At 66.1% G+C, this 26,602-nt stretch carries 27 protein-coding genes; 14 read left to right on the top strand and 13 right to left on the bottom strand.

The genetic code is table 11. The annotated features are described in order from the left end of the window. Positions 1-172: 172 nt before the first annotated feature. The 3 genes from HK108_RS14160 to HK108_RS14150 all read right to left on the bottom strand — a co-directional run bounded on the left by HK108_RS14160 (position 173) and on the right by HK108_RS14150 (position 3,423). Complete coding sequence (locus HK108_RS14160; RefSeq protein ID WP_181271980.1) at positions 173-1,099, bottom strand: response regulator transcription factor; 927 nt, start codon at positions 1,097-1,099, stop codon at positions 173-175. Next, positions 1,096-2,712, bottom strand: a complete 1,617-nt coding sequence (locus HK108_RS14155) for a sensor histidine kinase (RefSeq protein ID WP_181271979.1) — start codon at positions 2,710-2,712, stop codon at positions 1,096-1,098. The genes HK108_RS14160 and HK108_RS14155 overlap by 4 nt, the downstream gene beginning before the upstream one ends. A gap of 171 nt (positions 2,713-2,883) precedes the next feature. Beyond that, entirely contained in the window at positions 2,884-3,423 is a 540-nt protein-coding gene (locus HK108_RS14150) for a DinB family protein (protein ID WP_229664162.1), read from the bottom strand. Positions 3,424-3,627: 204 nt separating this feature from the next. On the opposite strand from HK108_RS14150, the gene HK108_RS14145 reads away from it, so the two are divergent. Continuing rightward, complete coding sequence (locus tag HK108_RS14145; RefSeq protein WP_229664163.1) at positions 3,628-4,908, top strand: aminotransferase-like domain-containing protein; 1,281 nt, start codon at positions 3,628-3,630, stop codon at positions 4,906-4,908. Between the two features lie 126 nt (positions 4,909-5,034). On the opposite strand, the gene HK108_RS14140 is transcribed toward HK108_RS14145, so the two are convergent. Further along, on the bottom strand, positions 5,035-5,721 hold the full coding sequence (locus HK108_RS14140) for a TetR/AcrR family transcriptional regulator (RefSeq protein WP_181271978.1): 687 nt from the start codon (positions 5,719-5,721) through the stop codon (positions 5,035-5,037). Positions 5,722-5,784: 63 nt separating this feature from the next. Between HK108_RS14140 and HK108_RS14135 the strand changes: the two genes are divergently transcribed. The 5 genes from HK108_RS14135 (at position 5,785) to crcB (ending at position 8,572) form a co-directional block, all read left to right on the top strand. Then, complete coding sequence (locus HK108_RS14135) at positions 5,785-6,540, top strand: SDR family oxidoreductase (protein ID WP_181271977.1); 756 nt, start codon at positions 5,785-5,787, stop codon at positions 6,538-6,540. 69 nt (positions 6,541-6,609) lie between these two features. Then, on the top strand, positions 6,610-6,939 hold the full coding sequence (locus HK108_RS14130; protein WP_181271976.1) for a nuclear transport factor 2 family protein: 330 nt from the start codon (positions 6,610-6,612) through the stop codon (positions 6,937-6,939). Between the two features lie 234 nt (positions 6,940-7,173). Then, positions 7,174-7,767: a universal stress protein gene (locus HK108_RS14125; RefSeq protein WP_181271975.1), complete on the top strand. Its 594-nt coding sequence runs from the start codon at positions 7,174-7,176 to the stop codon at positions 7,765-7,767. After that, the gene (locus HK108_RS14120) at positions 7,764-8,198 is read left to right on the top strand and encodes a fluoride efflux transporter FluC (RefSeq protein ID WP_181271974.1); all 435 of its coding nucleotides are present in this window, start codon (positions 7,764-7,766) and stop codon (positions 8,196-8,198) included. Before HK108_RS14125 ends, HK108_RS14120 begins: the two co-directional genes overlap by 4 nt. Then, positions 8,195-8,572, top strand: a complete 378-nt coding sequence (gene crcB / locus HK108_RS14115) for a fluoride efflux transporter CrcB (protein WP_181271973.1) — start codon at positions 8,195-8,197, stop codon at positions 8,570-8,572. The genes HK108_RS14120 and crcB overlap by 4 nt, the downstream gene beginning before the upstream one ends. Positions 8,573-8,755: 183 nt before the next feature. Here crcB and HK108_RS14110 read toward each other — a convergent pair whose 3' ends face one another. Further along, positions 8,756-9,832, bottom strand: a complete 1,077-nt coding sequence (locus tag HK108_RS14110) for an NADH:flavin oxidoreductase/NADH oxidase (RefSeq protein WP_181271972.1) — start codon at positions 9,830-9,832, stop codon at positions 8,756-8,758. A 199-nt stretch (positions 9,833-10,031) separates the two neighbouring features. Between HK108_RS14110 and HK108_RS14105 the strand changes: the two genes are divergently transcribed. Continuing rightward, entirely contained in the window at positions 10,032-10,376 is a 345-nt protein-coding gene (locus HK108_RS14105; protein ID WP_139469891.1) for an ArsR/SmtB family transcription factor, read from the top strand. A 255-nt stretch (positions 10,377-10,631) separates the two neighbouring features. On the opposite strand, the gene HK108_RS14100 is transcribed toward HK108_RS14105, so the two are convergent. The 5 genes from HK108_RS14100 to HK108_RS14080 form a co-directional block, all read right to left on the bottom strand. Next, positions 10,632-12,101, bottom strand: coding sequence for an MFS transporter (locus tag HK108_RS14100; RefSeq protein ID WP_181271971.1), 1,470 nt, complete (start codon positions 12,099-12,101; stop codon positions 10,632-10,634). 103 nt (positions 12,102-12,204) lie between these two features. After that, complete coding sequence (locus HK108_RS14095; protein ID WP_139469889.1) at positions 12,205-12,666, bottom strand: DUF3151 domain-containing protein; 462 nt, start codon at positions 12,664-12,666, stop codon at positions 12,205-12,207. Positions 12,667-12,755: 89 nt separating this feature from the next. After that, positions 12,756-13,673 carry a hypothetical protein gene (locus tag HK108_RS14090; RefSeq protein WP_229664164.1) on the bottom strand — a complete coding sequence of 306 codons (918 nt, stop codon included), beginning with the start codon at positions 13,671-13,673 and terminating at the stop codon, positions 12,756-12,758. After that, positions 13,670-14,749, bottom strand: coding sequence for a glycosyltransferase family 2 protein (locus tag HK108_RS14085; protein WP_229664165.1), 1,080 nt, complete (start codon positions 14,747-14,749; stop codon positions 13,670-13,672). The genes HK108_RS14090 and HK108_RS14085 overlap by 4 nt, the downstream gene beginning before the upstream one ends. 141 nt (positions 14,750-14,890) lie before the next feature. Continuing rightward, entirely contained in the window at positions 14,891-15,778 is an 888-nt protein-coding gene (locus HK108_RS14080) for a CoA transferase (protein WP_229664166.1), read from the bottom strand. 320 nt (positions 15,779-16,098) lie between these two features. Here HK108_RS14080 and HK108_RS14075 point away from each other — a divergent pair, with 320 nt between their 5' ends. The 4 genes from HK108_RS14075 to HK108_RS14060 are packed head-to-tail and all read left to right on the top strand — an operon-like array spanning position 16,099 to position 20,591. Then, positions 16,099-17,763, top strand: coding sequence for a sodium:solute symporter family protein (locus HK108_RS14075; protein WP_181271968.1), 1,665 nt, complete (start codon positions 16,099-16,101; stop codon positions 17,761-17,763). A gap of 10 nt (positions 17,764-17,773) precedes the next feature. Beyond that, positions 17,774-18,691, top strand: a complete 918-nt coding sequence (locus HK108_RS14070; RefSeq protein ID WP_181271967.1) for a dihydrodipicolinate synthase family protein — start codon at positions 17,774-17,776, stop codon at positions 18,689-18,691. Continuing rightward, complete coding sequence (locus HK108_RS14065) at positions 18,688-19,905, top strand: ROK family protein (protein ID WP_181271966.1); 1,218 nt, start codon at positions 18,688-18,690, stop codon at positions 19,903-19,905. The genes HK108_RS14070 and HK108_RS14065 overlap by 4 nt, the downstream gene beginning before the upstream one ends. Beyond that, positions 19,905-20,591: an N-acetylmannosamine-6-phosphate 2-epimerase gene (locus tag HK108_RS14060; RefSeq protein WP_181271965.1), complete on the top strand. Its 687-nt coding sequence runs from the start codon at positions 19,905-19,907 to the stop codon at positions 20,589-20,591. Before HK108_RS14065 ends, HK108_RS14060 begins: the two co-directional genes overlap by 1 nt. A 123-nt stretch (positions 20,592-20,714) precedes the next feature. Here HK108_RS14060 and nagB read toward each other — a convergent pair whose 3' ends face one another. Both nagB and HK108_RS14050 read right to left on the bottom strand, forming a co-directional pair. Next, complete coding sequence (gene nagB, locus HK108_RS14055) at positions 20,715-21,497, bottom strand: glucosamine-6-phosphate deaminase (RefSeq protein WP_181271964.1); 783 nt, start codon at positions 21,495-21,497, stop codon at positions 20,715-20,717. Positions 21,498-21,573: 76 nt separating this feature from the next. Beyond that, the gene (locus HK108_RS14050; protein WP_181271963.1) at positions 21,574-22,272 is read right to left on the bottom strand and encodes a FadR/GntR family transcriptional regulator; all 699 of its coding nucleotides are present in this window, start codon (positions 22,270-22,272) and stop codon (positions 21,574-21,576) included. 364 nt (positions 22,273-22,636) lie between these two features. Between HK108_RS14050 and HK108_RS14045 the strand changes: the two genes are divergently transcribed. The 3 genes from HK108_RS14045 to HK108_RS14035 all read left to right on the top strand — a co-directional run bounded on the left by HK108_RS14045 (position 22,637) and on the right by HK108_RS14035 (position 25,064). Continuing rightward, a complete protein-coding gene (locus HK108_RS14045; protein ID WP_229664167.1) occupies positions 22,637-23,806 on the top strand; it encodes an SPFH domain-containing protein in 1,170 nt (389 codons plus the stop codon). 243 nt (positions 23,807-24,049) lie between these two features. Further along, positions 24,050-24,523, top strand: a complete 474-nt coding sequence (locus HK108_RS14040) for a MarR family winged helix-turn-helix transcriptional regulator (RefSeq protein ID WP_181271962.1) — start codon at positions 24,050-24,052, stop codon at positions 24,521-24,523. Positions 24,524-24,641: 118 nt separating this feature from the next. After that, entirely contained in the window at positions 24,642-25,064 is a 423-nt protein-coding gene (locus HK108_RS14035; RefSeq protein ID WP_181271961.1) for an organic hydroperoxide resistance protein, read from the top strand. 189 nt (positions 25,065-25,253) lie between these two features. On the opposite strand, the gene HK108_RS14030 is transcribed toward HK108_RS14035, so the two are convergent. Beyond that, positions 25,254-26,459: an NAD(P)-dependent malic enzyme gene (locus HK108_RS14030; protein ID WP_181271960.1), complete on the bottom strand. Its 1,206-nt coding sequence runs from the start codon at positions 26,457-26,459 to the stop codon at positions 25,254-25,256. Positions 26,460-26,602: the final 143 nt, after the last annotated feature.

Below are 26,602 nucleotides of genomic sequence, written 5' to 3'. Positions count from 1 at the left end.
ACCCCACCCGCCCACATCGGACCTGAGGATGGTCTTCGCTGCAGGTCGCCGAGGCGGCCGTGGCCCGACCGTCATACCTGAGGATGATCTCGGATTCCCTAGAGCGACCTTGCTCGCCGACGATGAACCGGTCTCGAGCGGTCAGCCCGGGCGCGTGCGAGATGCTTCCGGCTCAGTCCCCTGCCCCGACGAGACCGGCTTCGTAGGCGAACACGACGGCCTGCACACGGTCGCGGGCCTCGAGCTTCATGAGGATCCGACCGACGTGGGTCTTCACGGTCGGCTGGGCGAGAAAGAGCCGCTCGCCGATCTCGGTGTTGCTCAGCCCGGTGGCAATGAGCACGAGAACCTCGGTCTCGCGCTGAGTCAGTGACTCCAACCGACGCATATCGGCCGCGTCGAGACGGCTCGCACCGGCCCGTCGGGACGCATCCGCGCTACCGTTGCTCTGCATCCCCCGTTCGCTCAGTGCAGAGGCGCTGCCCTCGGATGATGCAGACTCACCGTCCCCGGGCAGGGTGGGCGCAACGCCCCCGGCCGATGTCGCATCGGTTTCCGAGGCCTCCGACTGCGGAGCCGAATGGGGCGGATCCCCCGCGCCGAGGTGGGGCAGGAGTCGTGTCTCGAGCAGTCGCCTGGTGGTGGTGGGAGCGATGACGGCACCGCCGTCGACGACGGTGCGGATCGACTCGAGGAGCACCTCGGGCAGGGTGTCTTTGAGCAGAAAGCCTGACGCACCGGCCCGCAGCGCACGCAGGGCGTAATCGTCATCGTCGAAGGTGGTCAGCACGATGATCTTCGGGGGACGGATCGCCCCATCGTCGGCGAGAGCGAGGATCCGCTGGGTCGCTTCGATGCCGTCGATACGGGGCATCCGAACGTCCATGAGCACGACATCGGGTTGATCTTGCACGACGATGTCGAGACCTGCCGCACCGTCGCCGGCCTGTCCGACGACGGTGAGGTCCGGCTGGGAATCGATGACCATGGCGAAGCCCGCCCTCACGAGGGCCTGATCATCGACGAGGACGACGCGCAGCGGCCCGCTCGCCCGAGCATCGGTCCGACCGTGCACGGTCGCCTCGCCATCGGCGCTCATCGGCTGCTCTCCTCGATTTCGGCGATCTGATTCTCTCCCGCCTCGGCGGTCTGCCCTGCTGCGGCCATCTGCCCGGTTCCGGCAGACCCATTCTCCCCATGGTCGGACGGATCATGGGGGCTGGCGCCCGGAGTGACGCTGGGATCGGCTTCGGGTTCGGGACTGGGCACGGGAGCGGACAGCGGCAACCTGGCCTCGACGAGGAATCCCGTGGTCGTTCCGAAGGCGCTTATCATGACCGCGCCGGAGGAGAACCCGGGCTTCGCATCGGTGTGCCCTTCGGACCGGTCCTTCACTCCGGTCGAACGGATCGGCCGGGCCATGAGCGTTCCGCCGTAGAGCGCAGCGCGTTCCTGCATGCCGACGATTCCGTATCCACGGCCGTGGGTCGCATTCCGTGCCGGATCGTCGGCTCCGTGGCTGTCGGCTTCTCCGCTCCTGCGGCCTGTCGCGTTTCCGGTTCCGTTGTCGCTGATCCGGGCGACGAGCTCTGCGTCCTCGGTCAGCAGCTCGACATGTGCCCGGGCACCGTCCCCGGCATGTTTGAGCACATTCGTCAGCGCCTCCTGAACGATGCGGTAGACGGCGAGCGACGCTCCTTCGGCCAAGCGGCCGCGGTCGACGTCATCCAGTTCGGTCACCGAGACCGGAAGCCCCGCCGATCGCACATCGGCGATGAGGGAGCCGATGTCGGCGACGCCGGGCAGCGGCGACGAAGAGCGCTCGTCGTCCTCCTCGGCGCGGAGGAAGCCGAGCAGCGACCGCGTCTGTGCCAAGGCTTCCCGTCCGGTCTGTGCGATGGTCTCGAGGGCTCCGACCGCGACGGCCGGATCGGTCTTCGCCGCATAGCGTCCTCCGTCGGCTTGGGCGATGACGACGGACAGGGAATGGGCGATGACATCATGCATTTCGCGGGCGATGCGCATGCGTTCGGCATCGGCGGCCAGCCGGGTCTCGGATTCGCGTTCGCGCTCCAGCAGGCGGTTGCGCTCGCGGATGTCCTCGATCTCGCGGCGGCGACGGAATCCGACTCCGCCCAACAGCCAGGCGATGAGCACGATCGACGCGCACAGTGCCACGAGGACGACCAGCAGCACGTACTCACCGAATGCCAGGGGTCGCGGGTTCGCCCCGATCGTCGCCTGCAGGGACACGAGGTAGAGCCACCCGCCCAGGAAGAGTGCGCCGAGGAGGCCCAGGACGAGCACGATGCGACCGTGGTTGCGCGTCCCCCACGCTGTAGTCGAATACACGGTGATCGGCACGGCGACGATGCCGAAGGTCGGTCCCATCATCGTGAGCACGGTCAGCAGGCAGCCGACGGCGATGAGCGAAGAGCTCAGCAGCGGGGCAGTGCGTCGCAGTCCCAGCGGCAGCGTCTGGAGCAGAACGATGCCGACCTGCACTGCCACGGGCACCAAGGCGATCTCGCTCCGCTCGGCCTGGGAGGAGGTGAAGACGACAGTCAGATAAGTGATCGGCAGAGCCCAGAGCAGTGAGTCGACGATCCAAGGATGAGCGGTGAGGGTGCGACGGATGCGGTCGACGCGGTCGGGGGTGCGCTGCTGCGGCTCCGGGCGGTGGCCCTCGGTCCGGATCGATCGATTGCTCATGTCGGCCATGGTAGTTCTGCGCCGCCGGACTCACATCATACTCAGGGCTGATCCGCGCAGACGATGCCCGCCGCGGCGCTCGCCCACGGGACCGTACTCACTCGGGAGCGTCAGATCGCCGAGGCGGCTCCGCCGTCACGCACCACCCCGACTCGCCGAGGAGGTCCTTCCCTAGCGCGCGATCCCGGACCAGCCGCCGCGTCTCCCCCGTTCAGCGAGGATCTGCTCGCGGAGGATATCCGCGTGACCGCAGTGCTGGGCGAGCTCCCGCAGGACATGGAGAAGCACCCATCGCAGCGGCATCGGCCCGGCCCGATGACCGGTGAGCACGGAATCGAGGTCCATCCCCTCGATCGCCGAATGCGAGCGCTCCACGGCGGCCTGGTAGTCAGCCGAGACGCTGGCGATCGTGTCCGAGGAGTCGAGGAGGAAGGAGTCTTTTGAGTCGTGAGGCAGCCCGTAGTCGACCCGGCTCCGACCGGTGACTGCTTCACCGAACCAGACTGTTTCGACGAACACCGCATGTTTGAGCAGAGACAGCAGGCGGGTTCTGCTCGGTACCAGGGATCGCCTCGCTTCGTCTTCGCTCAGGTCGTCGAGGGTCCCGAGCAGATGCTGTCGGTGTTCGTCGATGAACGCTGTGAACTGTGCGGCCAGGTCGGCCTCTCGCATGGCGAAAGTGCTGTTGGCGTCGACTCCGTTGCCTGTCATGTCCCCACTGTAGAGCCGCCTCGGCGAGGGAGGACCGACCTGATCGACGACTCGCCCGAAATCGCAGGGGATCAGCATCCTTGTCCGCCACGTCCCCCACCCCTATGCTGAAGTGACCCACGTACACCGTCGTTCGGGCAGGAGCCTTGGCATTGTCGCCGGAGCCGTCGACTTCAGGGCATCACCGCTCAGAGGAGGTCGCTCATGTCCACCACGTCAATGCATCCGGCCACGAGTGCTTCGCAGAACCAGCCCGAGAACCAGTCGCAGTCCCCCGCGCTGCCCTACGCCCGCCGCCGCGATCAGCTCGTCGGCTCCGTCATCGATGCCTCCACCACGGTGCTCGCCCAATATCACCATGACATCGTCAAGTTCGGCATGGGTGCGCCGGCACCGGACATGCTCCCGGCCGCGGACTTCGCCCGCATCGCCTCGGACGTCTTCTCTCCGGAGAACTTCACCTACGGGGAGACGAAGGGCGAGCCCATCCTCATCGAAGCCCTCCACGACTACCTCGCCGCCACCGAACAGATCCCGCCCGAACAGCAGGGGAACCGCGACCGTCTCCTCATCACCTCCGGCGGCATGCAGGGACTCGATCTCGGGTTCAAACTCTTCGTCACCCCCGGTGACCTCGTCGCCTGTGAGTCGCCGACCTATACGAACGGTTCGGCGACGGCCATGAGCTATGAGGCGGAGATCCTCGAGATCCCCGTCGACGAAGAAGGCATGCAGATCGACGTCCTCGAGGAGCGCACACAGCGCACCGGGCGCGCCCCGAAGGTCATCTACACCGTCCCGACCTTCCAGAACCCCGCTGGCGTGACCATGTCGCTGCCGCGTCGCGAGCGCCTCCTCGAATTCGCCCACCGCCACCGGTCGGTGATCATCGAGGACAATCCGTACGGGATGCTGCGCTTCGAAGGTCAGTCCCTGCCCGCGCTGAGCGACCTCAGCCCGAACGATCCCCTCATCTTCGGGGTGCGTACGTTCTCGAAATTCGTCGCCCCGGGTCTGCGGGTCGGCTGGATCGACGTCGATCCCGAGGTCCGCGAGCTCGCTGTCAACGCCAAGCAGACGATGGACTCCTGCGCCCCCGTCCCCAACCAGCACCTCATCGCCCGGTGGCTGGCCGAAGGCGGCGCCGACTCGCACGTCGAGGTCCTGCGCACGGCCTACCGCGAGCGGAAGATTGCGATGTCAGAAGGACTGGAGAGGCTCTTCCCCGGAGAGATCCGAGCCACCGATCCCGACGGCGGATTCTTCCTGTGGGTGACCTTCGAGGACGAATCCATCAACACCGAAGACCTCATGACCACCGCGCTCGAGGAAGGTGTGGCCTACATTCCCGGTCCTGCGTTCTCGCCGGCCGGGAACTTCTCGAACGCGTTGCGCCTGTGCTTCGCCTCGGCGGCTCCAGACCGCATCGACGATGGCCTGCAGCGCCTCCGCCGTGCCGTCGACCGCTACCGCGCAGAGCGCTGATCACCAGGACGACACCTTCGCCGAGGCGGCTCCGACCTCGCCCGACCACGACGTCCGAGCGCTCCCGAACCGACGACCCCGCCTCGGCCGAACAGGCGGGCGCGGCCGCCTGTTCGGCGACCGTTTTCAGACCTCGCCGAGGCGGCCGATCCATTGGATGAGGAGCTGAGTCTCCGTTTCGCCCAGGATGTCCGGATTCGCCGCAGCACGTTCGATGACAGCATGACCCAGACGACCGTCGCCCGGTTCGCTCTGTCCGGTTCCGGTGATGGCGGCGAGGACGCCTTCACGGACGCCTGCCGAAAGTTCGGGATCGTTTTTGCCTTGAATGACCAGTCGCAGGGTGACGCCGATATTCGTGGCGAGCACATGAGCGGCCGCCTGCTCGTGGCCAACGACGAGCCGTCCATCCTGTTCCGCTTTGAGCGTCAGACCGCGCAGAATCTCGCTCGGCTTCGACTGCGCCTCAGGTGAATAGCCTGGCCTGACCTTGCCGTACATGAGGGTGTAGAAACCCGGATTCTCCAGGCCGAAGGCGACGTGAGCATCCCAGCCCAGACGCAGATCCTGAATCGGGTCGCCACTGGATTCGGTTGAGGATTTGGCCGAGAGATACATGTCGAAGCCACGCTCCACGACGGCCTCGACCAGTCCCTGCTTGTTGCCGAAGAAATGGTACAGAGTGGGCATCTTGACCCCCGCCGCGTCGCAGACAGCGCGCAGAGAGAAGTCCTCTCCGGGCGTCGCGGCAATGAGGTCGGCGGCCGCTTCGAGCAGGCGGGTCCGTGTATCCGTTCCCTCAACTTCTGTCATATCGCTATATTATAGTGTACCGTCGATATAGTCCGATGTAACAACGATACGGAGGTTGAGACCATGACTGAACAGACTCTGCAAGGCAAGACCATCCTCATCGCAGGAGGCGGGAAGAACCTCGGCGGACTCATCGCTCGACAGGCCGCCGCAGCCGGAGCCGATATCGCCGTCCACTACAACTCGGAACCAACGCGCCCGGAGGCCGAAGGGACACTCGCGGCCGTCGAGGCCAGCGGATCGAAGGGCGTTCTGCTCACCGGAGATCTCACCAAGCCCGCCAACGTCGAGAGGCTCTTCGACGATGCCGTCTCGGCGCTGGGGCCCATCGATATCGCGGTGAACACGACTGGCAAGGTTCTGCGCAAGCCCATTGCGGAGACCACCGAAGACGAGTACGACGCGATGTTCGACATCAACGCGAAGGCCGCGTACTTCTTCATCAAGGAAGCAGGCAAACACCTTGCCGACAATGGGAAGATCGTCACCATCGTCACCGCCCTGCTCGCCGCGTTCACCGACGGCTACTCGACCTACGCCGGCGGCAAGAGTCCGGTCGAGCACTTCACCCGAGCCGCGGCGAAGGAGTATGCCGACCGCGGCATCTCCGTCACCGCCATCGCGCCCGGGCCCATGGACACTCCCTTCTTCTACGGTCAGGAGACCCCGGAACGAGTGGAGTTCCACAAATCGCAGGGCATGGGCAACCGTCTGACCCGAATCGAAGACATCGCACCGATCGTGCGATTCCTCGCCACGGAAGGCAGCTGGATCACCGGCCAGACGATCTTCGCCAACGGCGGCTACACCACTCGCTGAGGCGGACACGACACTTCCGTCCCCTGAGCACCCATCCAACAACCACCTCTCGAAACCACAGGAGCACACGTGTCAGATCTGCAGATTCCCGAACCCGTCGCCGGCTTCATCGACACCGTCAACGCTCACGATGACCAGGGTTTCCTCGACGCATTCACCTCTGACGGAGTCGTGGATGACTGGGGCCGCGAGTTCCAGGGCCGAGAGGCCATCAAGGCGTGGAGCGACAAGGAGTTCATCGGCGCAACCGGCATCCTCACGCCAGAAGAGGTCACCGTCGACGGAAACGACGTCATCGTCGTCGGCGATTGGCGTTCGACGCATGCCAACGGTCGATCATCATTCGCCTTCATCATCGACGGCGACAGACTGAGCCGGATGACGATCCGCGAAGGCTGAGGCTCGGCGAGCGCTGATACCCCAGCGGGGGCCGTCGGATGCCGGCCATCTTCGGATGCCGGCCATCCGACGGCCCTTTCGCTATGGCCCTGTGGCACAATATTGGTGTCGCGACTGCGCGGCACGGCGGTGGGGCTCGCCGTACCCAACCTCGGAGGCGGAACCTCGGTGTTCGCCTTCGACAACAGTCCCTACCTCGACCGGCTTCAGCAAGCCCGAAAGGTAGGAGAGACCATGACCGCCAGCCCCGATCCGATATACGACGGGCCGCCACACGCCCGCATCATCCTCGGCGTCGTCCCCGATCAGCCCGCCGAGGTGATCGTCGCCGCTGCGGACTACGCCGCCCATTTCGACGCCGAGCTCGTCTGTGCCCATGTCGACGCCTCCCGCTACACCGTTGAGACTCGTCCCGACGGCTCCGTGCTCTCGATGCCCATCGATCCGGACACCACCGACGAGGCGGCCACCGAGTTCGACCCAGAACTCCAGGACCGCATCGCTGCCGCCCTGGAAGGCACGAATGTCGCCTGGTCGACCCGCGCGCTGGCCGGGTCACCGGCACAGGAACTCGACCGGCTCGCCGAGGCGCTCGATGCCCGCATGATCATCCTCGGCGTCCGTCGCGCAGGTGTTCGCGGCTCACTGCATGAGTTCTTCAACGGCTCGGTCGCAATCCAGTTGTCGAGGCGCCAGCATCGCCCCCTCGTCGTCGTTCCGCTGGCGACAGGCACCGACGACATGGGCAACCCCGAAGCCCCTGCGACGTCGCCGACCCCTGGCGCCTCCCCCGCTGCCGAGACTCAAGCCGGCGAGGGCGAGCAGTGACCCGGCCGGTCCACCTCCGCCTGCCCTATTTGGGGCTCGCGTTCATCGGCGGCGCAGTCGGAACTGCGGCACGCGAGGCGATCAGCCTGAGCCTGCCGCCCCTCGGCGATGTGCCGTGGGCAATCCTCACGGTGAACATCCTTGGGGCGTTCCTGCTCGGCCTGCTGTTGGATTCCCTGGCGCGCAGCGGTCCAGATGAAGGGTGGCGTCGCCGAGCGCGGATCCTGGTCGGCACCGGTTTCATGGGCGGGTTCACCACGTACAGCGCGCTGGCCGCGGATACCGCTGGTCTCCTCGGCGCGGATCCGGGCGGTGCGAGCAACCCCGGCATCGGCCTTGCCTACGCGGTGGGAACGGTACTCATCGGCGGCCTCGCCACGTTCGCCGGCATCGCCACGGCGACGACGCTGCGTCGAGGAGGTGCCCGATGACGCCGCTGGTCTTCGTCGCCCTTGCAGCCGCCGGCGGGCTCGGCGCCTCATCACGAATGCTGATCGACGGTCTCATCAAGTCCCGCATGAGCACGGCTCTGCCGTGGGGAACGATCATCATCAATGTCTCGGGATCGCTCATGCTCGGACTGCTGACCGGGCTGGCCGGGGCGAACCTGCTGCCGCAAGCCTGGCACCTGGTGCTCGGCACGGGATTCCTCGGCGGCTATACGACGTTTTCGACGGCGAGCTTCGAAACGGTCCGACTTCTCCAGGAACGTCGCTGGGCCGCCGGCCTGGTCAACGCGCTCGGCACCCTCGTCTTCGCCACGACGGCCGCGGCGATCGGAATGTGGCTCGGAGGCCTGGCCTAGCTGCAACTGACCGTTCTGAGCTCAGCCACATCTCCACACGCTCACCCTCAGCGAGGCGCTGTCCGCGCAGACGCCCAACGGCCCATTTGAAGGTGAAGAGCCCATATTCAAATCTGAGCTTTTCACCTTCAACTGGGCCGTCAGCGTATAAGCATTGAGCCGCTCCAGCGACTCTGCCTCAACTCACTTATACGCGCGGTGGTACTGAGCCGGGCGGTAGTCGATGTCGAAGCGCAGGGCGTCGGCGGCGCGCAACGCGAAGTTCGGATCGCGGAGGTACTCACGGCCCACGAGGATCACATCGGCCTGGCCGGTGGCCAGAATGTGCTCGCCCTGGAACGGTTCGCTGATGAGGCCGACGGCCGCGGTCGGCAGCCCCGATCCCTGACGCACGCCGGCGGCCAGGTTCGTCTGGTAGCCGGGGCCGACGGGAATCGACGCCATCACATTGCCGCCGGAGGAGACGTCGATGAGGTCGACGCCGTGTTCCTTGAGCCATCCGGCGACCTCCACTGTGTCGTCGAGCGTGAGCCCGCCGTCGGTCCAGTCCGTCGCGGAGAGGCGCACGAACACGGGAACGTCCTCGCCCACCTCGGTGCGGGTGGCATCGACGATGTCGAGCAGCAGTCGGGCCCGGTTCTCCAAGGATCCGCCGTAGGAGTCGGTGCGCGTATTGCTCAGGGGCGACAGGAACTCATGGAAGAGGTAACCGTGTGCGGCGTGGATCTCGACGAAGTCGAACCCGGCCTCGATCGCCCGGCGGGCCGAGGACCGGAAGGCCGCGACCACCTCGGCGATCTCTGTTTCGGTCAGTGCTCGCGGTTCGGCGAGGCCGTCGAAGGCCAGTGCGGACGGAGCCACGGTCTGCCAACCGCCTTCGTCGACGGGCAGGCTGCCGTCGCGGTCGGTTCCCCATTCCGGATACGTCGAGGCCTTGCGGCCGGCGTGGGCGAGCTGGATGCCGGCGGCGGTGCCCTGCGAGTGGAGGAAGTCGACGACGGGAACGAAGGCATCGCGCTGCTCGTCGTTCCACAGCCCCAGATCCTTGGCCGAGATCCGCGCCTCCGGTGTGACTCCGGTGGCTTCGACGACGACGGCGCCGGCCCCTCCCCGGGCCATGGCGCCGTAGTGGACGGTATGCCAAGGAGCGGGGACCCCGTCAAGAGTCTCGACGGAGTACTGGCACATCGGCGGAACCCAGATCCGGTTGCGGAAGGTCAGGCCGCGCAGTGTGAGCGGTTCGAACAGCAGATGAGACATGACACCTCGTGATCTCGTCGAAAGTAGTCGGTTGGAAGTATGAGATTTTTCGTACTTCGAGTTCGCACTTTACTACGATGAATTTCGTACTACCAAATATTTCGTACAATGGAGAGATACGGCGCTACCTGTGATCGGTGGCTGTTCAGACGACATCCACCGACGCCAACCGACACGATGGCGAGATGGGAGGATCCAGATGCGCACACTCGACCACCCCAGCAGGGACGAGATGAGACTCGACACCGTCCTGGCCGCCCTCGCCGACCCGGTCCGCCGGACCGTCGCCTGCAAACTCAACGACGCTTTCGGCGATCATGCGTGTGCGACCTTCGAGCTGCCGGTGTCGAAGTCCACGGCGACCTACCACTTCCGCACACTGCGCGAAGCTGGTGTGATCCGACAGGAGTATGAGGGCACGAAGATCATGAATACCCTGCGCAAGGACGATCTCGACGCCCGTTTCCCCGGCCTCCTCGACGCCGTGTTCGCCGCCCAGGACATCGAACGCGCCGAGGCGACCGCCCCCGAATCTCGCGACTGACCCGGCCGCTCCTCCTCCAAGCCCGAATTCGCCGGTTCGCTTTTGCGCGGACCCTCGTCGACACGAGCGATCGGGCGCCTCTCCCCGCACGAACAAGCCCCCTCTCCCCCGCTGACGAAAGTTAAGTGTGGCCAGATTGCCCGCTGCTTGCGAGCAGACGAGCAATCTGGCCACACTTAAGTCGCAACCGGGACCACCTCGTCGTTCTGATTGAGCACCTCGACGCGGAAATCGACGATGTCGTCGGACCGGGGCTCAGCTCCTGACCGGCTGCCCCTCCTGCCGGGACTTGGCCCGACCGCGAGCAAGATCGACCAGTCCGATGATTCCGGCGAAGACGATGACGAGCGCAATGAACCCGAAGCCCGCGACGATGGCGGCGCCGTAGCCGGCCATCGGCTGGACGACGAAGAACACGGCGGTGACGATCGCGATGCCGATGGCCGTGCCCACCCGCTGCCCGGTCTGCATCACACCACCGGAGCTGCCCGCATACTCGACGGGCACCTCGGCCAGAGTGAGGGTCTGGTTCGGGCTGATCGCCATGCCCTGCCCGAGGCCGGTGACCCCGAGTGTGAGGAGCAGCCACCAGATGCTGATCCCCCAGGCCTCATGCGCCACCACGAGGAGCGCCGAGGCGACGACCCCGGTCAGACCGATCGCGACCCCGAAGACGACCATCTTCCGGCCGAAGGTGAGCACGACACGGCCGGCCGCCTGTGCTGCGATCGCCGAGAGCAGCGCCGAAGGCAGACCGACGAGGCCCGCGTGGAGGGCGGGGAATCCGAGACCGTTCTGCAGATAGAGCGCCACGATGACCCAGATGCCGGGCATACCGACGAAATACATGGACGTCAGCGACGCCCCGTAGGCGAAGCTGCGTGTCCGGAACAGCTGCATGTCGACCATCGGTGATCCGCCTCGCCGAGAGTATCGGTTCTCCCACCACACCCACAGCCAGACGACGGCGACGCCGACCGGGACGAGGGCATAGATCCAAGCACCTGCGCTGCGCTCGAGGAAGGGCAGCATGACCAGCAACGTGCCCACGCCGAGCAGAACGAGTCCGACGGGGTCGAAGTCGGCGCGGCGTCGGCCGTCCGAATCGGACTCGGTGCCGGTGCCGATCCAGGCGCTCTTCGGCAGCCAGAAACGGCCGAGGATGATTGCGGCCAGGGCGATCGGCACGTTGATGAGGAACGCCGAACGCCATCCCCACTCGTCGCCGAGAACAGCGATGAGTCCACCGCCGAGCACGGGGCCGATGCCCACGGAGACACCGACGATCGTGCCGAACATCCCGAAGGCGCGACCGCGCACCTGGCCATGGAAGTACTGTTGGAGCATCCCCACCCCCTGGGGGCTGAGCAGGCCGGAGCCGAGACCCATGACGACACGGGCGATGTTGAGCACGAGCGGGTCCGGGGACAGTCCCGAGATGAGGGAACCGAGGGCGAAGACACTGACGCCGATGACGAAGAGCCGACCACGGCCGAAGAGGTCACCGGCTCGGCCGGCTGCGACGAGGAGCACGCCGAACGCGAGCGTATACCCCGAGAGCACCCACTGGATCGCCGAATTCGAGGCGCCGATCGAGCGCTGCATGTCGGGGAGGATGACATTGACGATCGAGACGCTCAGCAGCGACATGAACATCGGGACGAGCATCACCGCCAGGATCTTGCGCTGCTCTGCCGTCATGACCGTCTCGGAAACATTACCCATTCATATAGTTCTACGCCGCCCTGCCGACAAGCACAATCGGCCTCCGTGGTGCGTTTGCTCACGCGCCACGCAGGCCGATGTGTCCGAAAAAGCTGCGGCGGGTCTACTCCCCGCGGCCGATGGCTTCCACTGCCTTCGGGTCAGAGGAGTGCAGGAATTCCTCGATTCGCGCGGCCTCTTCGCCTTCGCCGATCGCTCCGGCGGCACGGCCGAGCGCGTAGAGCGCACGGAGGAATCCGCGGTTGACCTCATGCGAATACGGGATCGGTCCAGCGCCGCGCCAACCGGCGGCGCGCAGGGCGTCGAGTCCACGGTGGTAGCCGACGCGGGCGTAGGCATAGGCGTCGACGAGGCGGCCTTCCTGGTGCGCTTCATCGGCGAGTTCTGCCCAGGCCAGGGACGAGGCCGGCAGTGCGGCCGCGACATCGATGGGCTCTTCACCTGCGTCGATGCGCTTGCGAGCGTCGACGTCCGGGTGGTCGTCGGGCAGGTAGGTCGGCTGTGGGCCGAGCTGGCTGGCATCCAGGTTTCCGATGTGCGACGGGTTGCCGATGGGCTGGGTCATTGCGTCTCCTTCGTAGTCGGGGTCATAGTCAACATTTTCTCGCCGAGGCGGCTGTCCGCCCCAGCGTCACGTTCAGTTCGGGGCCGCAGTCAGTTCTTCTTCACTTCGGACGGCAGCACCTTGTACGGGTTCGCACTCAGTGCTCCGGTGACCCCGGCGTCGGCGAGCTTCTCGAGCTGCTGCTTGTCTTTGACATCGGTGGCCCAGACGGCCAGGTCCGTTTCGGCCCAGGTCGACGCATCATCGGCGCGAACCGCCGTTGCCGTGTACCCGCCGGAATCGAGGTCCTCCGCCGAGCTCACCGTGTAGTCCCCGGTGAACATAGCGCCGACTCCCGCATCGGCGGCGGCACGAGCCACCTCGGGGTCATCGGTGCGCACGAGCGTCGAGTCCTCGAGCCCCGCCTCGGTGATGGTCTTCAATGCCGGGGTTGCCACATCGGCGGAGTCGATGGCGGGCATGAAAACGGTGTCCCCGCCGAACTCGTCGACGATCTGATCCCAAGTGATGGGATCGCCGGGACTCGTGTCCTTGCGGGCCGGTTTGATGGTCTGGTCGAGGAATTCGTGCGCGTCGAGCTCGTCGAGGCCCTTCTTCAGGCCCATGTCCTCGGCGACGGTCTCCGGGTTCGCGGCCACGATCGTGCCGTCGCCCAGAGCGGTGAGTGTGGGCGCGGGCAGGTAACCGAACTTCACGTTCTCGGTGAAGGCGAGCGTCGAGTTCGCCGGGTACACCGACGATCCGCCGTCGAGGGCGCCCACGGCCGGTGGGTTGAGCGAATCGACGGTCAGCTGGTCATCGGAGCCGAAGATGTTCATCGCGAACACACCCGCGACGAGGAGGACGACGATGGCGCCGGCCCACAGGGGTGCGTTGAATTTCTTCGGCTCGGGACGATCGGGCACGGGAATCCGCTCGCGGGATTCGGGATCGACGCTCGGCAGCGGATCATTGGTGCCGCGGCCGTAGCGGTCCCGGTGGGCCCAGCTCGGTTTCTTCTTGCTCATCGGCTGCTGTCCTTCGTCGTTCCGGCTCCGGTGACGAGTCCCCGGAGGAACCCGGCGCCCCAGCACAGGTGCATGGTCGGCAGGACGATACCGAACCAGAATCGCTCGCGTCGTCCGCAGTCCTTCGCCGCCGAGGCGGTGGCCAGGATTCCGGCGATGTAGCCGAAGCTGGGGACGTGGATGAGGGAGGTGAAGCGGCGGAGGAACTTCGGCCACCGCTTCGTCGATCCGGACAGTTGGAGCAGGGTCTCGATCACGGCCGCGCCCATGCCGAGCACGAGCAGCGGAGGGGCGAAGTAGCGGATGGAGTTCTGCGACCCGTAGCGGCGGATGAGTTCGGCCCGCCAGATTCCGGTGGCCCAGAACTGCTGCGCGATCTTCGACCAGGTGCCGCGCGGCCAGTACGTGACTTCCATGTCCGGGTTGAACCAGATGCGGCCGCCGGCGGAGCGGATGCGCAGGTTGAGTTCCCAGTCCTGACCGCGTTTGATGCCTTCGTCGAATCCGCCGAGGTGGTCGAACACTTCCCGACGGTAGACCCCGAGGTAGGCCGATTCGGCTTCCTGCGCCTCGTCGCCGGAGTGGTAGGCGGGACCGCCGAGGCCGACCGGGGACATGTATGCCCGTGCCACGGCCTTCTGGAAGGAGGTCTTGCCGCGGGCGAGCATGAGCCCGCCGCAGTTCGCGGCCTTCGTCTCGCGCAGGGTGTCGATGGCCTGCCTGGTGTAGTCGGCGCCGAGTCCGGAGTGCGCGTCGACGCGGATGATCACCGGGTGTCGGGTCGCAGCGATGGCGAGGTTGAGCCCGATCGGAGTCGCGGCCCGCGGATTGTCGACAGTCTGGATCCGCGGATCACGCGCGGCCATCGACTCGATGATGGCGTTCGTATCGTCGGTCGAGGGACCGAGGGCGAGGACGATCTCCTTGTCCCCGTCATACTCCTGCGCAAGAATCGTGGTGATCGCCTGCTCGATGTGTTCGGCCTCGTTGAGGACCGGCATGATGAAGGAGACACCGGGCTTTTCGGCCAGCGGCGGAAGGCCCTCCGGGGTCAGGATCTCAAGTACTTTCGACACGCCCTCAATCTTCCCACACGCGCGAATGCTCGGTCTTGAGGGGGCATACAGGTGGGATTTGTCGAGCTGAGACTTCCTCGTCGCATTCGACCGCACATCCCGACTACAGGTCACCATCGGACACCAGCACTCGAGTCTAGGTCAGCATCGGATATTCCTGTTCACCGAATGTGTCCGATAGCGACCTGGATTCTGACCGGAACCGAGCGCGACTCGTTCGATCGGCAGGTCGTGCTCTGCAGCGAAATCCACCCAGTGCGCGGTCGGCTTCTCGGCGAAGGTTCGCTCGAGCACGGCCGCCTCGGTGCCGATGTGCGCGGCCAACGCCTTCGCAAAATGGGGCTCGAGGCAGGCGACGGCGATGTGCCCATCGGACGTCGGGTAGGTCCGATAGAACGGCGATCCCCCGCCGAGGTGGCCCCCGGGTGAACTCAGACCGTGCCGTGCCGGTCCTGCCGCCCATGCGGCAGCATCATCGAGGACGATCCGCTTAACGATGCCGCCGGCGGCACCCAGCTGCTCCTTCTGGCGCAGACCGGCGAGCGCCTCGAGGGCGGCGTGTTCGCCGCCGAGGACGTCGGCGATGGGCACGGTCGGCATCGTGCCAGGTACGAGTGTGGAGTGTGCTGCCTGATAGGTGAGGTCGTGGCCGGGCATATCGGCGCGGTCTCCGGCAAAGCCGACGATCTCGACATGGACAAGTCCATGCTCTTCGACGAGCTCCGGCAGGCCGAGAGCGGCCGCCGCCCGCGGCCTCATCGCCGTCAGCAGCACCTGGGCATCGGCGGCGAGGGCCTCGAGCACTGCCCTGCCGGCAGGATCCTTGAGGTCGATTCTGCGGATGTCCTGACCGACGGTCAGTTCTCGGTAGTACTCGGGCACAGCGGCATCGAGAGGGTCGCCGGTGAGCGGTTCGACCTTGATGACCTCGGCTCCCAGTGCGCTCAATCGGGCGGCGGCCAAGGGGCCGGGCAGGTTCACGGCGAGACTGATCACCGTGACTCCGTCAAGTGGTTGCTGGTCGGGCACCGCGTCTCCTCGTATTCGGCCATGGAATCGGCTCACAGCACGACTGCTGCACGTCATCGTCTTTCACCGAATGTATTGGAAACTGAAAGAGTGTTCAATAAGCGGCGCCCGATTGTCGTCGGCCCCACATGATCCACCCACCCTCACCTGCGCAGATATCACACCCGCCGTCTGCCGGGTTGTGCCGTGCCGCACATTCCCGTACATTCACAACATAGGACATCATACGTCTTACGTGTTGGTCTTCTATGTCAGATGGGACTTCCGCTCGCACTCACGCCCGCGCCGGTCCCCTACGTTCATCCACGTGAGGAGGGAGCATGGACGCTCCGGGACTCGGCGGCCTCAACTGGGCCGTGATCATCATCTGCCTCTTGGCCACCCTCGGCATCGGAGTCTGGTTCACCAAGAGAGCAAGCGGAGGAACAGAGGAGTTCTTCAAGGCCAGCGGGCGGATCCCTGCCTGGGCGGCGGGCTTCTCCATCTACGCGACGACGCTGTCGGCGATCACGTATATGTCCACGCCCGAGCAGGCCTTCCTCGCCGACTGGTCCTATGCAGCCGGCAATATCGCGATCTTCGCGATCGTCCCGCTGCTCGTGCTCTTCTACATCCCGTTCTTCCGCAAGCTCGACGTCACCACGGCGTACGAGTACCTCGAGGAACGCTTCGGCCCGAGCATCCGCGTGCTCGGCTCGGTTCTCTTCGTCCTCTTCCACATCGGCCGCGTCGCCATCGTCATCTACCTGCCGACACTGGCCATCAGTTCGGTCACCGACATCAACCCGGCGCTCGTCGCCGGAGCCGTCGGCGTGCTCTCGGTCGTCTACACCTTCCTCGGCGGAATCGAGGGCGTCATCTGGTCCGATGTCGTCCAGGGCATCATCCTCCTCGTGGGTGCTGCGGTCATCCTCGTCTTCGGCGTCATGGCCATCGACGGAGGTCTCGTCACGGTCGCCGCCGACGCCGCGGCCGATGACAAGTTCATCTCTGCCGACAACTGGAAGTTCGGCGGAGCGGCAGCGGCCATCCCGATCGTCTTCCTCGGTTCGGTCTTCAACAACCTGCACCAGTACACGGCCAGCCAGGACGTCGTCCAGCGCTACCAGACCACGGATTCGCCGAAGTCGACGGCCTGTTCGCTCATCGTCAACGGCTTCCTCGCCCTGCTGACGATCCCGCTGTTCTATGGCATCGGCACCGTGCTCTACAGCTTCTACCAGCGCTCGGAGGCCCTGCCGGAGGGCTTCAACACCTCGGCGCTCGTGCCGTACTTTGCGGTCACCGCTCTGCCGGCCGGTGTCTCGGGTCTGCTCATCGCCGCGATCTTCGCTGCCGCGCAGTCGACGATCTCCTCGAGCCTCAACTCGATCTCGGCCTGCGTGACCGTCGACATCCGCGACCGCTTCTTCCCGCCCAAGGACGGCCGGCCCCGCACGGGAGTCGGCTTCTCCCGCGCCGTCATCGTCATCGTCGGTGCCCTGTCCGTCGGGGTTGCGCTCTACCTCTCGGCGACCGATCAGGCCCAGACCTGGGACCTGTTCCTCTCGATCACCGGACTCTTCGGCGTCCCACTGGCCGGCGTCTTCGCCCTCGGTATCTTCACGAAGCGGGCGAACACCTCGGGAGTGCTCGCCGGCCTCCTGCTCGGTGCCGCACTGGCCTGGGTCGTCCAGGAGCAGGCCGGACTCACACCGTTCGCGGTCTCCACCGTCGCGTTCATCGGCGCCATGGTCTTCGGCTACCTCATCTCCCTGCTCACCGGAGCGATGCAGCGCGGCCGCGGCGACCACGATGTGCTGCCGCTGACGATCTACGGAAAGCGCTCGGCCTACACTCGCCGAGTCCCCACCGAACCTGCCCGGGAGCCTGCCGCATCCGTGGCTTCCTCCCCCGCAATCTCCGCCGACTCTGCCCCGACGATCGGATCGGCTCCGGCCGACTCCGGGGCCGCCTCGGCGAGCAATGAGAAGTACGACAAGTAAGGACACGACCATGACTGACTTCCACGGAATCATCCCGCCGCTGCTGACTCCGCGCACGGAATCCGGCGAGATCGACCGGGCGGGCATCGCCGCCCTCGTCGACCACCTCGTCGCCGGCGGTGTGCACGGAATCTTCGTGCTCGGGTCCTCCGGCGAGGTCCCGTACCTGACGAACGCCGAGCGCGACCTCGTCCTCTCCACCGCGATCGAGGCCGCCGCCGGCCGGGTGCCCGTCCTCGTGGGCATCAGCGAGCAGACGACGACCCGGGTCCTCGAAGAGGCCGACCGTCTGCTGGCCATCGGCGGTGACGCAGCCGTCGTGACCACGCCGTTCTATGCACTGTCCGATGCCGCCGAGGTGGAGCGCCACCTCCGAGCCGTCGCCGCCCATATCAGCGTGCCCCTGTTCGCCTATGACGTGCCGGTGCGCACGCATAGGAAGATGCCGCTCGACGTCCTCGTCCGCCTCGCCGAGGAGGGTGTCATCGCCGGAGTCAAGGACTCCTCCGGCGACGATGTCGGCTTCCGCCGTCTGCTGCTCGCGACGAAGCACCTGCCGGACTTCACCGTCTTCACCGGCCACGAGGTGGTCACCGACGGTGCGATGCTCGGCGGCGCGGCGGGCATCGTCCCCGGGCTCGGCAACGTCGACCCCGCCGGATATGTGCGCATCTATGATGCCGCGAGGGCCGGCGACTGGCAGGCAGCGGCAGCCGAGCAGGACCGCGTGGCGGAGCTGTTCGACATCACCGGAGCAGCGACCCCGGGACGCGTGTCCGCTGGTGCGGCCGGCCTCGGAGGGTTCAAGACCGCCCTGCAGCTCATGGGCGTCATCGGCTCGAATCGGATGGCCGAGCCGATGGAAGCGCTCAACGCCGACGAGACCGAGCGCGTCCGCGAGATCGTCACCGCCGCAGGACTGCTGTGACCCTGCCCGCCACCGTCGCCGTCGATGTCGGAGGCACGAAGATCCGTGCCGGCTCCGTCATCGACGGCGAACTTGCGCACGTGCGTAGCGTGCCGACGCCCGCGGCAGATGGTGCCCAGGCGGTTCTTAACACCATCGCCGAGGTGGCCGCCGCCGTCATCGCGGAGACGTCGGGTTCGCGTGGCGCCGGGTCCGCTTCGCGTGGTGCTGTGACGGGTTCGCACGGTGTCGGGTCCACGTCGAGTGCCGCCGAATCCGGAGGCGGGGGCGGATCGGATTCCGACTTCGTATGGCGGATCGGCATCGGCGCGGCCGGGGTCATCGACCCTGTGACGGGGACTGTGGTCTCGGCGACGGAGTCGCTGCCCGGATGGGCCGGAACGGACGTGGTCTCCGAACTCTCCGCCCGCACCGACCTACCCGTGCGCGTCGTCAACGATGTGCACGCTCATGCCCTCGGCGAGGCGGCCGCCGGTGCCTCCAGCGGCACTCGGAGTTCGCTGCTCGTCGCGGCGGGCACTGGCATCGGCGGCGGGTTCATCACTGATGGTCACCTGCTGACGGGCCGGAATTCTGCCGCCGGTCATATCGGGCATGTGCCCTCGGCGGCAGCGGCTGGACTGGCCTGCCCGTGCGGCGGCACCGGTCACGTCGAAGCCATCGCTTCGGGCCCGGCTATTCTCGAGACCTACCGGCGACTGGCCCGTGTGTCCGGCGAGCCCGACCTCGTGCAATCGGAACGTGCAGCACAAGGGCAGCCCCACGAATCGGCATCGGAGACATCGTCCGAATCCCCCAATTCGACTCCCGCTCCGACGGCACTGTTCGGCTCCCCCTTTTCGGCTTCTTCCCCGGCGACCGCAACGTCATCAAACTTGGCGCCGGTCCCAACGAACACTCGAGAATTGGCGGCGGCCGCCTCGGCGGGAGATGAACTGGCGCTTCGCGCCTTCGACATCGGGGCGCGTGCCCTCGGCTCGGCACTCGGTGGGATCGTCAACGTGCTCTCCCCCGAGCTCGTCGTCATCGGCGGCGGACTCGCCGATATGGACGAGACCTGGTGGGCACCTCTGCGCGAGGCTTTCGCCGCGGAACTCATCCCCGCCGCCTCCGGAACCCCGCTGGTGAAGGCAGAATTGGGGCAGGACGCCGCGCTCATCGGCGCTGCCGGCCTCTGGGAAGACGCGCCTGGCCAGAAGAAGGAGACTCACTGATGCTGTCGAAGACCGAGATCCTCGAGGCGCTGCGGGGACGGCTCATCGTCTCCGCTCAGGCCTATCCGGGCGAGCCGATGCGCGATCCGAGGACGATGGCACAGGTGGCGGCCTCGGCGGTCAGCGGAGGAGCATCAGCCGTACGAGTGCAAGGTCTCGGCGACATTCAGGCAACCCGCTCGGCCGTCGACGTCCCGGTCATCGGGCTGTGGAAGGACGGCAAGGACGGAGTCGTCATCACGCCGACGTACCAGCATGCCTATGCGGTCGCTCTGGCCGGATCCCACATCGTCGCACTCGATGGGACGCGGCGGGAGCGGCCCGACGGACTGAGCCTGGCCGAGACGGTCAAACGCCTCCACGAGCAGACAAACGCCCTGGTCATGGCCGATTGCGGCAGCCTTGACGATGCAAAGGCAGCGGCAGATGCGGGAGCGGACATCGTCGGCACGACTTTGGCCGGGTACTCGGGAGAACGACCGGCCACCGAAGGCCCCGACCTCGAGCTCATCAGTGCCATCCGCGCGGCGGAACTGCCTGCGCTGCTCGTCGCCGAAGGCCGCATCCACACCCCGTTGCATGCCACCGCCGCGCGTGAAGCCGGCGCCCACTCCGTGGTCGTGGGCACCGCGATCACGCATCCCGCGACGATCACCTCGTGGTTCACCGAGGCCGTCGAGGGCTGAGTTCACGACTCAGCTGCCCGGGCTGAGTTCGCAGGTAAGCGGCCCGGGATGAGCTGACCGGCTACCCGCCCGGGTTGGTCTCGCTCCGAGGCCCCGCCAGCTGCCTGCCCAGGCCAAATGCGCTCAGAGGCTCTGCCACTCCGGCTTGTTCTCGTACGCGTGGCGGTAATAGTCGCCGAGCTGCAGCCTCGACGCCGCCGCATCATCGAGCATGACAGTGACATGCGGGTGCATCTGCAGCACGGTCGCGGGCCACATCGCCGATATCGGCCCCTCGACCATCTGATGCACTGCCTCGGCCTTGTTGCCTCCGGTCGCGACGAGCACGATATGCTTCGCCTCCATGATCGTGCCCAGCCCCTGGGTCAGGCACAGCTTCGGCACCTGCTCGACGTCGCCGTCGAAGAACCGCGCATTGTCGAGCCTGGTCTGATGCGTCAGGGATTTCACCCGTGTCCGCGAGGCCAGGGATGATCCGGGTTCGTTGAACGCGATGTGACCGTCACTGCCGATCCCGAGGATCTGCAGGTCGATCCCGCCCGCCTCGGCGATCTTCCGTTCATAGTCCGCCGAGGCAGCCGCCAGGTCATCGGCGGATCCCTCGGGACCGTGGACGGCCCCCTCGGCGAAATCGACGCGAGTGGCGATCTCGGCGTCGATGACGTTGCGATAGCGCTGCGGATGGTCGTCGGCGATTCCGACGTATTCGTCGAGCATGAACGCCTGCGCGCGGGCGAAGGACAGACCCTCGTTCTTGTGGCGGGTGGTCAGCTCATCGTAGATGCGCAGCGGGCTCGAGCCGGTCGCCAGCCCGATGACCGGTGCAGCCTCGGTGCGCAGCAGCGCCTCGATCGCGTCGGCGGCGAGCTCCGCCAGCGTGTATTCGTCGGCGATGACGACTTCCATGTGGTCTCCTTCAGCGTTCTGCGGTCTGAATTCGGCGCTGCCCCAATCGGCGGCGTGGGCGTTGTTCTTCAGTCAATCACTTCTGTTCGAGGGCGCGCATGATCGGCTCATAGTGGGCGGTGATCGCGGCGCGGAAGGCCTCGGCATCGCCGGATTCCGCCGCTTCGAGCATGAGGCCGTGGGCGCGGGCGGTCTGCTCCAGGTCGGCGGCCACGGCCACATTGAGTTTGGGCAGAACGGCAGTGTGCACGTCCCAGAACGCTGCGACGAGTTGGCCGACGAGCGAGTTTCCGAGCTTCGCGAGCAGTCCCGTGTGGAAGGCGCGATCCTGCTGCGGGAAGGTCTTGCCGTCAGCGGCGAGCGCGGTCATCTCGTCGACCAGGTCCTTGAGCTCGGAATTCTCCGTGCCGTTGAGGGCGTGGACGATCTGTTCGGACATTCCGTGGTCGAGGGCCTTGCGCACTTCGACGACATCGCGCAGTGCGTCGAGGTCGTCGCCGGGGCTGAGGACGCCTCGGAAGACGAGGGCTTCGACGAGGGCGTCGAGCGTCATCTCGCCGACGTAGGTGCCATGGCCGTGCCGGACGTCGACGATGTCGAGGGTCGAGAGTTTGCGGATGGCTTCCCGGACATTCGACCGCGAGACGCCGAGGCGGGTGCACAGTTCGCCTTCGGTCGGCAGCAGGTCTCCGGGACGCAGACCATCGGAGAGGATGAGATCCTTGATTCTGTCGGAGGTCGTCACTTTCCGTCCGGTCTCTGTCGGCTCCGCCATGATCACCTTCTGCTGGTCGTTCCACGCTGAGCCACCAGTATACGTCTGACATCAGATGTGTCGGCAGTCGTTCTTCGATGTCGAGACACTTAGGCCGCCGCGCGTCGTCGCTCGTTGCCTCAGGGCTCGCCGTTCGTTGCCCAGGACTTGTCGGTCATCGCTTCAGGGGTTGCCGTTCATCGCCCCAGGGGCTTGCGGTTCATCGTCTCAGGGACTTGCAGTCCAGAGGGGTTTGCAGTCCAGATCTCTCGAATCCGCAGTACCGTCAACCGGCCTTGGCGTATGCGGATGCCGTCCTGGCTACTAGGGTGGTAGTCACAGGCGGTCGCTCGGCGGCCGAAATCTACGACGCATTGGAGCACCCATGACTGGATTGGTGGCCACATTCGCCATAATCATCGTCATCCTCATCATCGCCGTTCTGCTTTTCGGCAAGCTGCGCACCAGCATGTTCTTCACGGTGAAGACGCAGGAGAACGTCATCGTCGAGCGATTCGGCAAGTTCAAGAAAGTGGCGAAGCCGGGATTGAACACGAAGGTGCCGTTCATCGAGACGACGAGCCGGCCGATCTCGCTGCGCGTCCAGCAGCTCGAGGTCAACATCGAGTCGAAGACGAAGGACAACGTCTTCGTCACGGTTCCCGTCGCCGTCCAGTACGTCGTCGAAGAGAACAATGTGGCCGACGCCTACTACAAGCTGGCGAACTCCGAGGAGCAGATCCGCTCCTACGTCTTCGACACCGTTCGTTCGGCGCTGTCGGGTCTGACTCTGGACACGGCGTTCGAGTCGAAGGACGATATCGCGGAGAACGTCGAGGGCCGGCTCTCGGAATCTATGAAGCGCTACGGCTTCAAGATCGTCAGCAGCCTGGTCACGGATATCACCCCGGACCCGAAGGTCCGCGATTCGATGAACTCGATCAATGCCGCACAGCGTGACCGCGTCGCCGCTCAGTCGCTCGCCGAGGCGGACAAGATCAAGCGCGTCACCCAGGCTCAGGCGGAGTCCGAGGCGATGCGCCTCCACGGCGAGGGTGTCGCCGCTCAGCGCAAGGCGATCGCGACGGGTATCGCCGAGCAGTATGCGAAACTGCAGGAGGTGGGCATCGACAAGACGGCCGAGCAGCTGCTGATGATGACCCAGTACTTCGACACCATGCAGAACGTCGCCCAGGAGGGCCGGTCGAACGTGCTGTTCATGCCCTCGAACCCGGGCGGCCTGGGCGAGATGGGCCAGGAGATCCGCAACGCCCTGTTCGCCGCCAACGCCGCCGAGGATGGGGCCACCTTCACGGCGCCCGGGAGCAGGTACACCTCGAGCCACCGCTCCGAGCAGGCCAGCGTTCCGCCGCAGCCGACCAACCCGCCGAACTCGGGCGGCTCCGATGGCTCCGACGGCTCGGGTCATGACGGTCGGTCAGGTGGCCCCGGAGGTTCCGGCCAGTCTCTCGGTCAGTCCGTTCGCTCTGCAGCCCAGTCGGCTCAAGCGGCCGCTCAGCAGTGGAAGAACTCCAAGCAGAATCCACAGCAGTAACCGAGAGCCGAGCCGGGCCGCAGCAGTGACCGAGGGCCGAGCCAGGGTGCCGACGCGACGCCGAAGCTGACCGAACGCCGACGCACGTCACCGGACGCCGGCAAACGACTGAGGCACCACACAACGGAGGGGCGGGCGAAGAGAGATCTTCGCCCGCCCCTCCGCTATGTTCACCTCGATCCCCGTTCATCCGCCTTCTGACAGTCAGTTGTGCACAATTGAATTGTTTGCAACCATTTAGACATGGATGCGCTCGACCTGGACAGACAGCTCTGCTTCGCTCTCTACTCGGCGTCGCGTGCAATGACCGCGTCATACAAGGATCTGCTGGCCGAGGTCGGCATCACCTATCCGCAGTATCTGGTGATGCTGGTGCTGTGGGAGGAGAATTCCGCGCCCGACGGCGTGACCGTCAAGCACCTCGGTGAGCGTCTGCAGCTCGATTCGGGCACGCTCTCTCCGCTGCTGTCGCGGCTGGAATCACTCGGCTACGTCACCCGTCACCGCTCCGCCGAGGACTCGCGCAGTGTGTTCATCCGCCCCACCGCCGAGGGCGCCGCAGCCAAGGAGCGCGCCGAGTGCGTTCCGGCCCGGATCGGTGAGCGCACACACCTCGACTCGGCCGCGATGCCCGAGCTGCTCGGGACCCTGCGCACTCTGACGAGGAACCTGCGCGGAGATCCCGCGGCCGTCACCGACTCGACTGCGGCCCGCTGACGGCCCCGATGCGAGACCGATCAATGCCCCGCCCCAGAGCGCACGTCCAGCCCAGATAGCTCTACCAACCCACAAAACCCTACTAACCCACAACGCACCGCCAACGGAAGGAAGAATCATGAAGGCTCTCTACACTGCAGAGGCACTGGCTACCGGCGAAGGCCGCGACGGCCACGGGCGCACGAACGACGGAAAGGTCGACGTCGATCTCGCCACACCCGCGGAGATGGGCGGCAGCGGCAACGGCACGAATCCCGAGCAGCTCTTCGCGGTCGGCTACGCGGCCTGCTATCACTCGGCGCTGCGCCTCGTGGCCGGTCAGGCCAAGGCGAACGTCGACGACTCTGCGGTCGGCTCACGAGTGAGCATCGGCAAGAACAATGAGGGCGGGTTCCAGCTCGCTGTCGAACTCGAGGTCACCCTCCCGCACCTCGACAAAGCCGAGGCACAGGCGCTGGCCGACAAGGCCCATCAGGTCTGCCCATACTCGAACGCCACCCGCGGCAACATCGACGTCACCATCACCGTCGCCGACGACTGAGTTCCGACCGCGTCTGCCTGGCATGGGCGGCAGTCCTCCGCTGGCCAACCGACGGCCGCCGGTGCCCGACCACCTGTGGCACACGGCCTGGAGCGGAACGCAATCAGCAACCGACACACAGTTGAGGGGCGGGTGAAGATCACTCTTCACCCGCCCCTCAACTGTGTGCGGACTTGCCGAACCCAAGCGTCAGCGCTTGGCCATGGCCTCGAGCGCGGACTTCTCGACCGCCTCGGCGACGGCCGGAGCGACACGCGAATCGAGCGCACCGGGCACGATGTAACCGGGCTCGAGATCATCGCCGACGAGATCGGCGATCGCACGAGCGGCGACGAGCTTCATATCGTCGGTGATCTCGTTGGCATCGGCGTCGAGCGCGCCGCGGAAGATTCCGGGGAACGCAAGGACGTTGTTGATCTGGTTCGGGAAGTCGCTGCGCCCGGTGGCCACCACGGTGGCGTACTTGGCGGCGACGTCGGGGGCCACCTCGGGGTTGGGGTTCGACAGGGCGAAGATGATCGCGTCGTCGGCCAGGTTGGCCAGGTGCGCCTCGTCGATGGTGCCGCCGGAGACGCCGATGAAGGCATCGGCACCGTCGAGGGCCTCGCCGATCCCACCGGAGATTCCGCGCGGGTTCGTCGACTCGGCGAGGAACTGCTTGGTCTCGGTCAGGTCGGAGCGGCCGGATTCGACGACTCCCTTGGAATCGAGGACGACGATGTCTTTCACTCCGGCGTCGGCGAGGATCTTCACCACGGCCACACCGGCAGCACCGGCACCGGAGACGACAACGCGGACGGACTCGAAGGACTTCTTCACCACGCGCAGAGCATTGGTCAGCGCTGCGAGGACGACGACCGCGGTGCCGTGCTGGTCATCGTGCATGACGGGGATGTCGAGGGCTTCCTTGACCCGGTCTTCGATCTCGAAGCAGCGCGGAGCCGAGATGTCCTCGAGGTTGATCGCACCGAAGGTCGGGGCCATGCGGACGATGGTTTCAACGATCTCGTCCGTGTCATTGATGTCGAGTACGATCGGAATCGCATTCAGCCCGGAGAAGGACTTGAACAGGGCGCACTTGCCCTCCATCACCGGCAGCGAGGCGGCCGGACCGATGTCACCGAGGCCGAGCACAGCCGACCCGTCAGAGATGACCGCGACGAGCCGGCCGGTCCACGTGTGCGTGCGCGCCAACTGCGGTTCGTCCTTGATCGCGGTGCAGACCTTGGCCACGCCCGGGGTGTACGCGATCGAGAGGTCGCGCTGGGTCTCGAGCGGTGAGGTGAGCTCGGCGGAGAGCTTGCCGCCTTCGTGTGCCTCGAAGATCTCGGCGTCGGTGATCGGTCCCTTCGAGCCCTGGTCGGAGGCGGCGGAGTTGTGAGCGGTGGTCGTCATGGTTGATCCTCGTGGTTGAAGCGGCGGCGATTCGCGAGCTTACGAAGCTCGTGAGCACTCGGTTGGGCGAGCACTCCGTTCGATGATCGGATCATCGGTGCAGCCGGCAGTGATCGTCTGGACGTCGGCCGGCGCGGACACGG

The organism is Brevibacterium sediminis (genome assembly GCF_013623905.1).
Lineage (GTDB): Bacteria > Actinomycetota > Actinomycetes > Actinomycetales > Brevibacteriaceae > Brevibacterium > Brevibacterium sediminis.
Note: the sequence above shows the minus strand (reverse complement) of the source record. Positions and strands in the feature narration are given on the sequence as shown.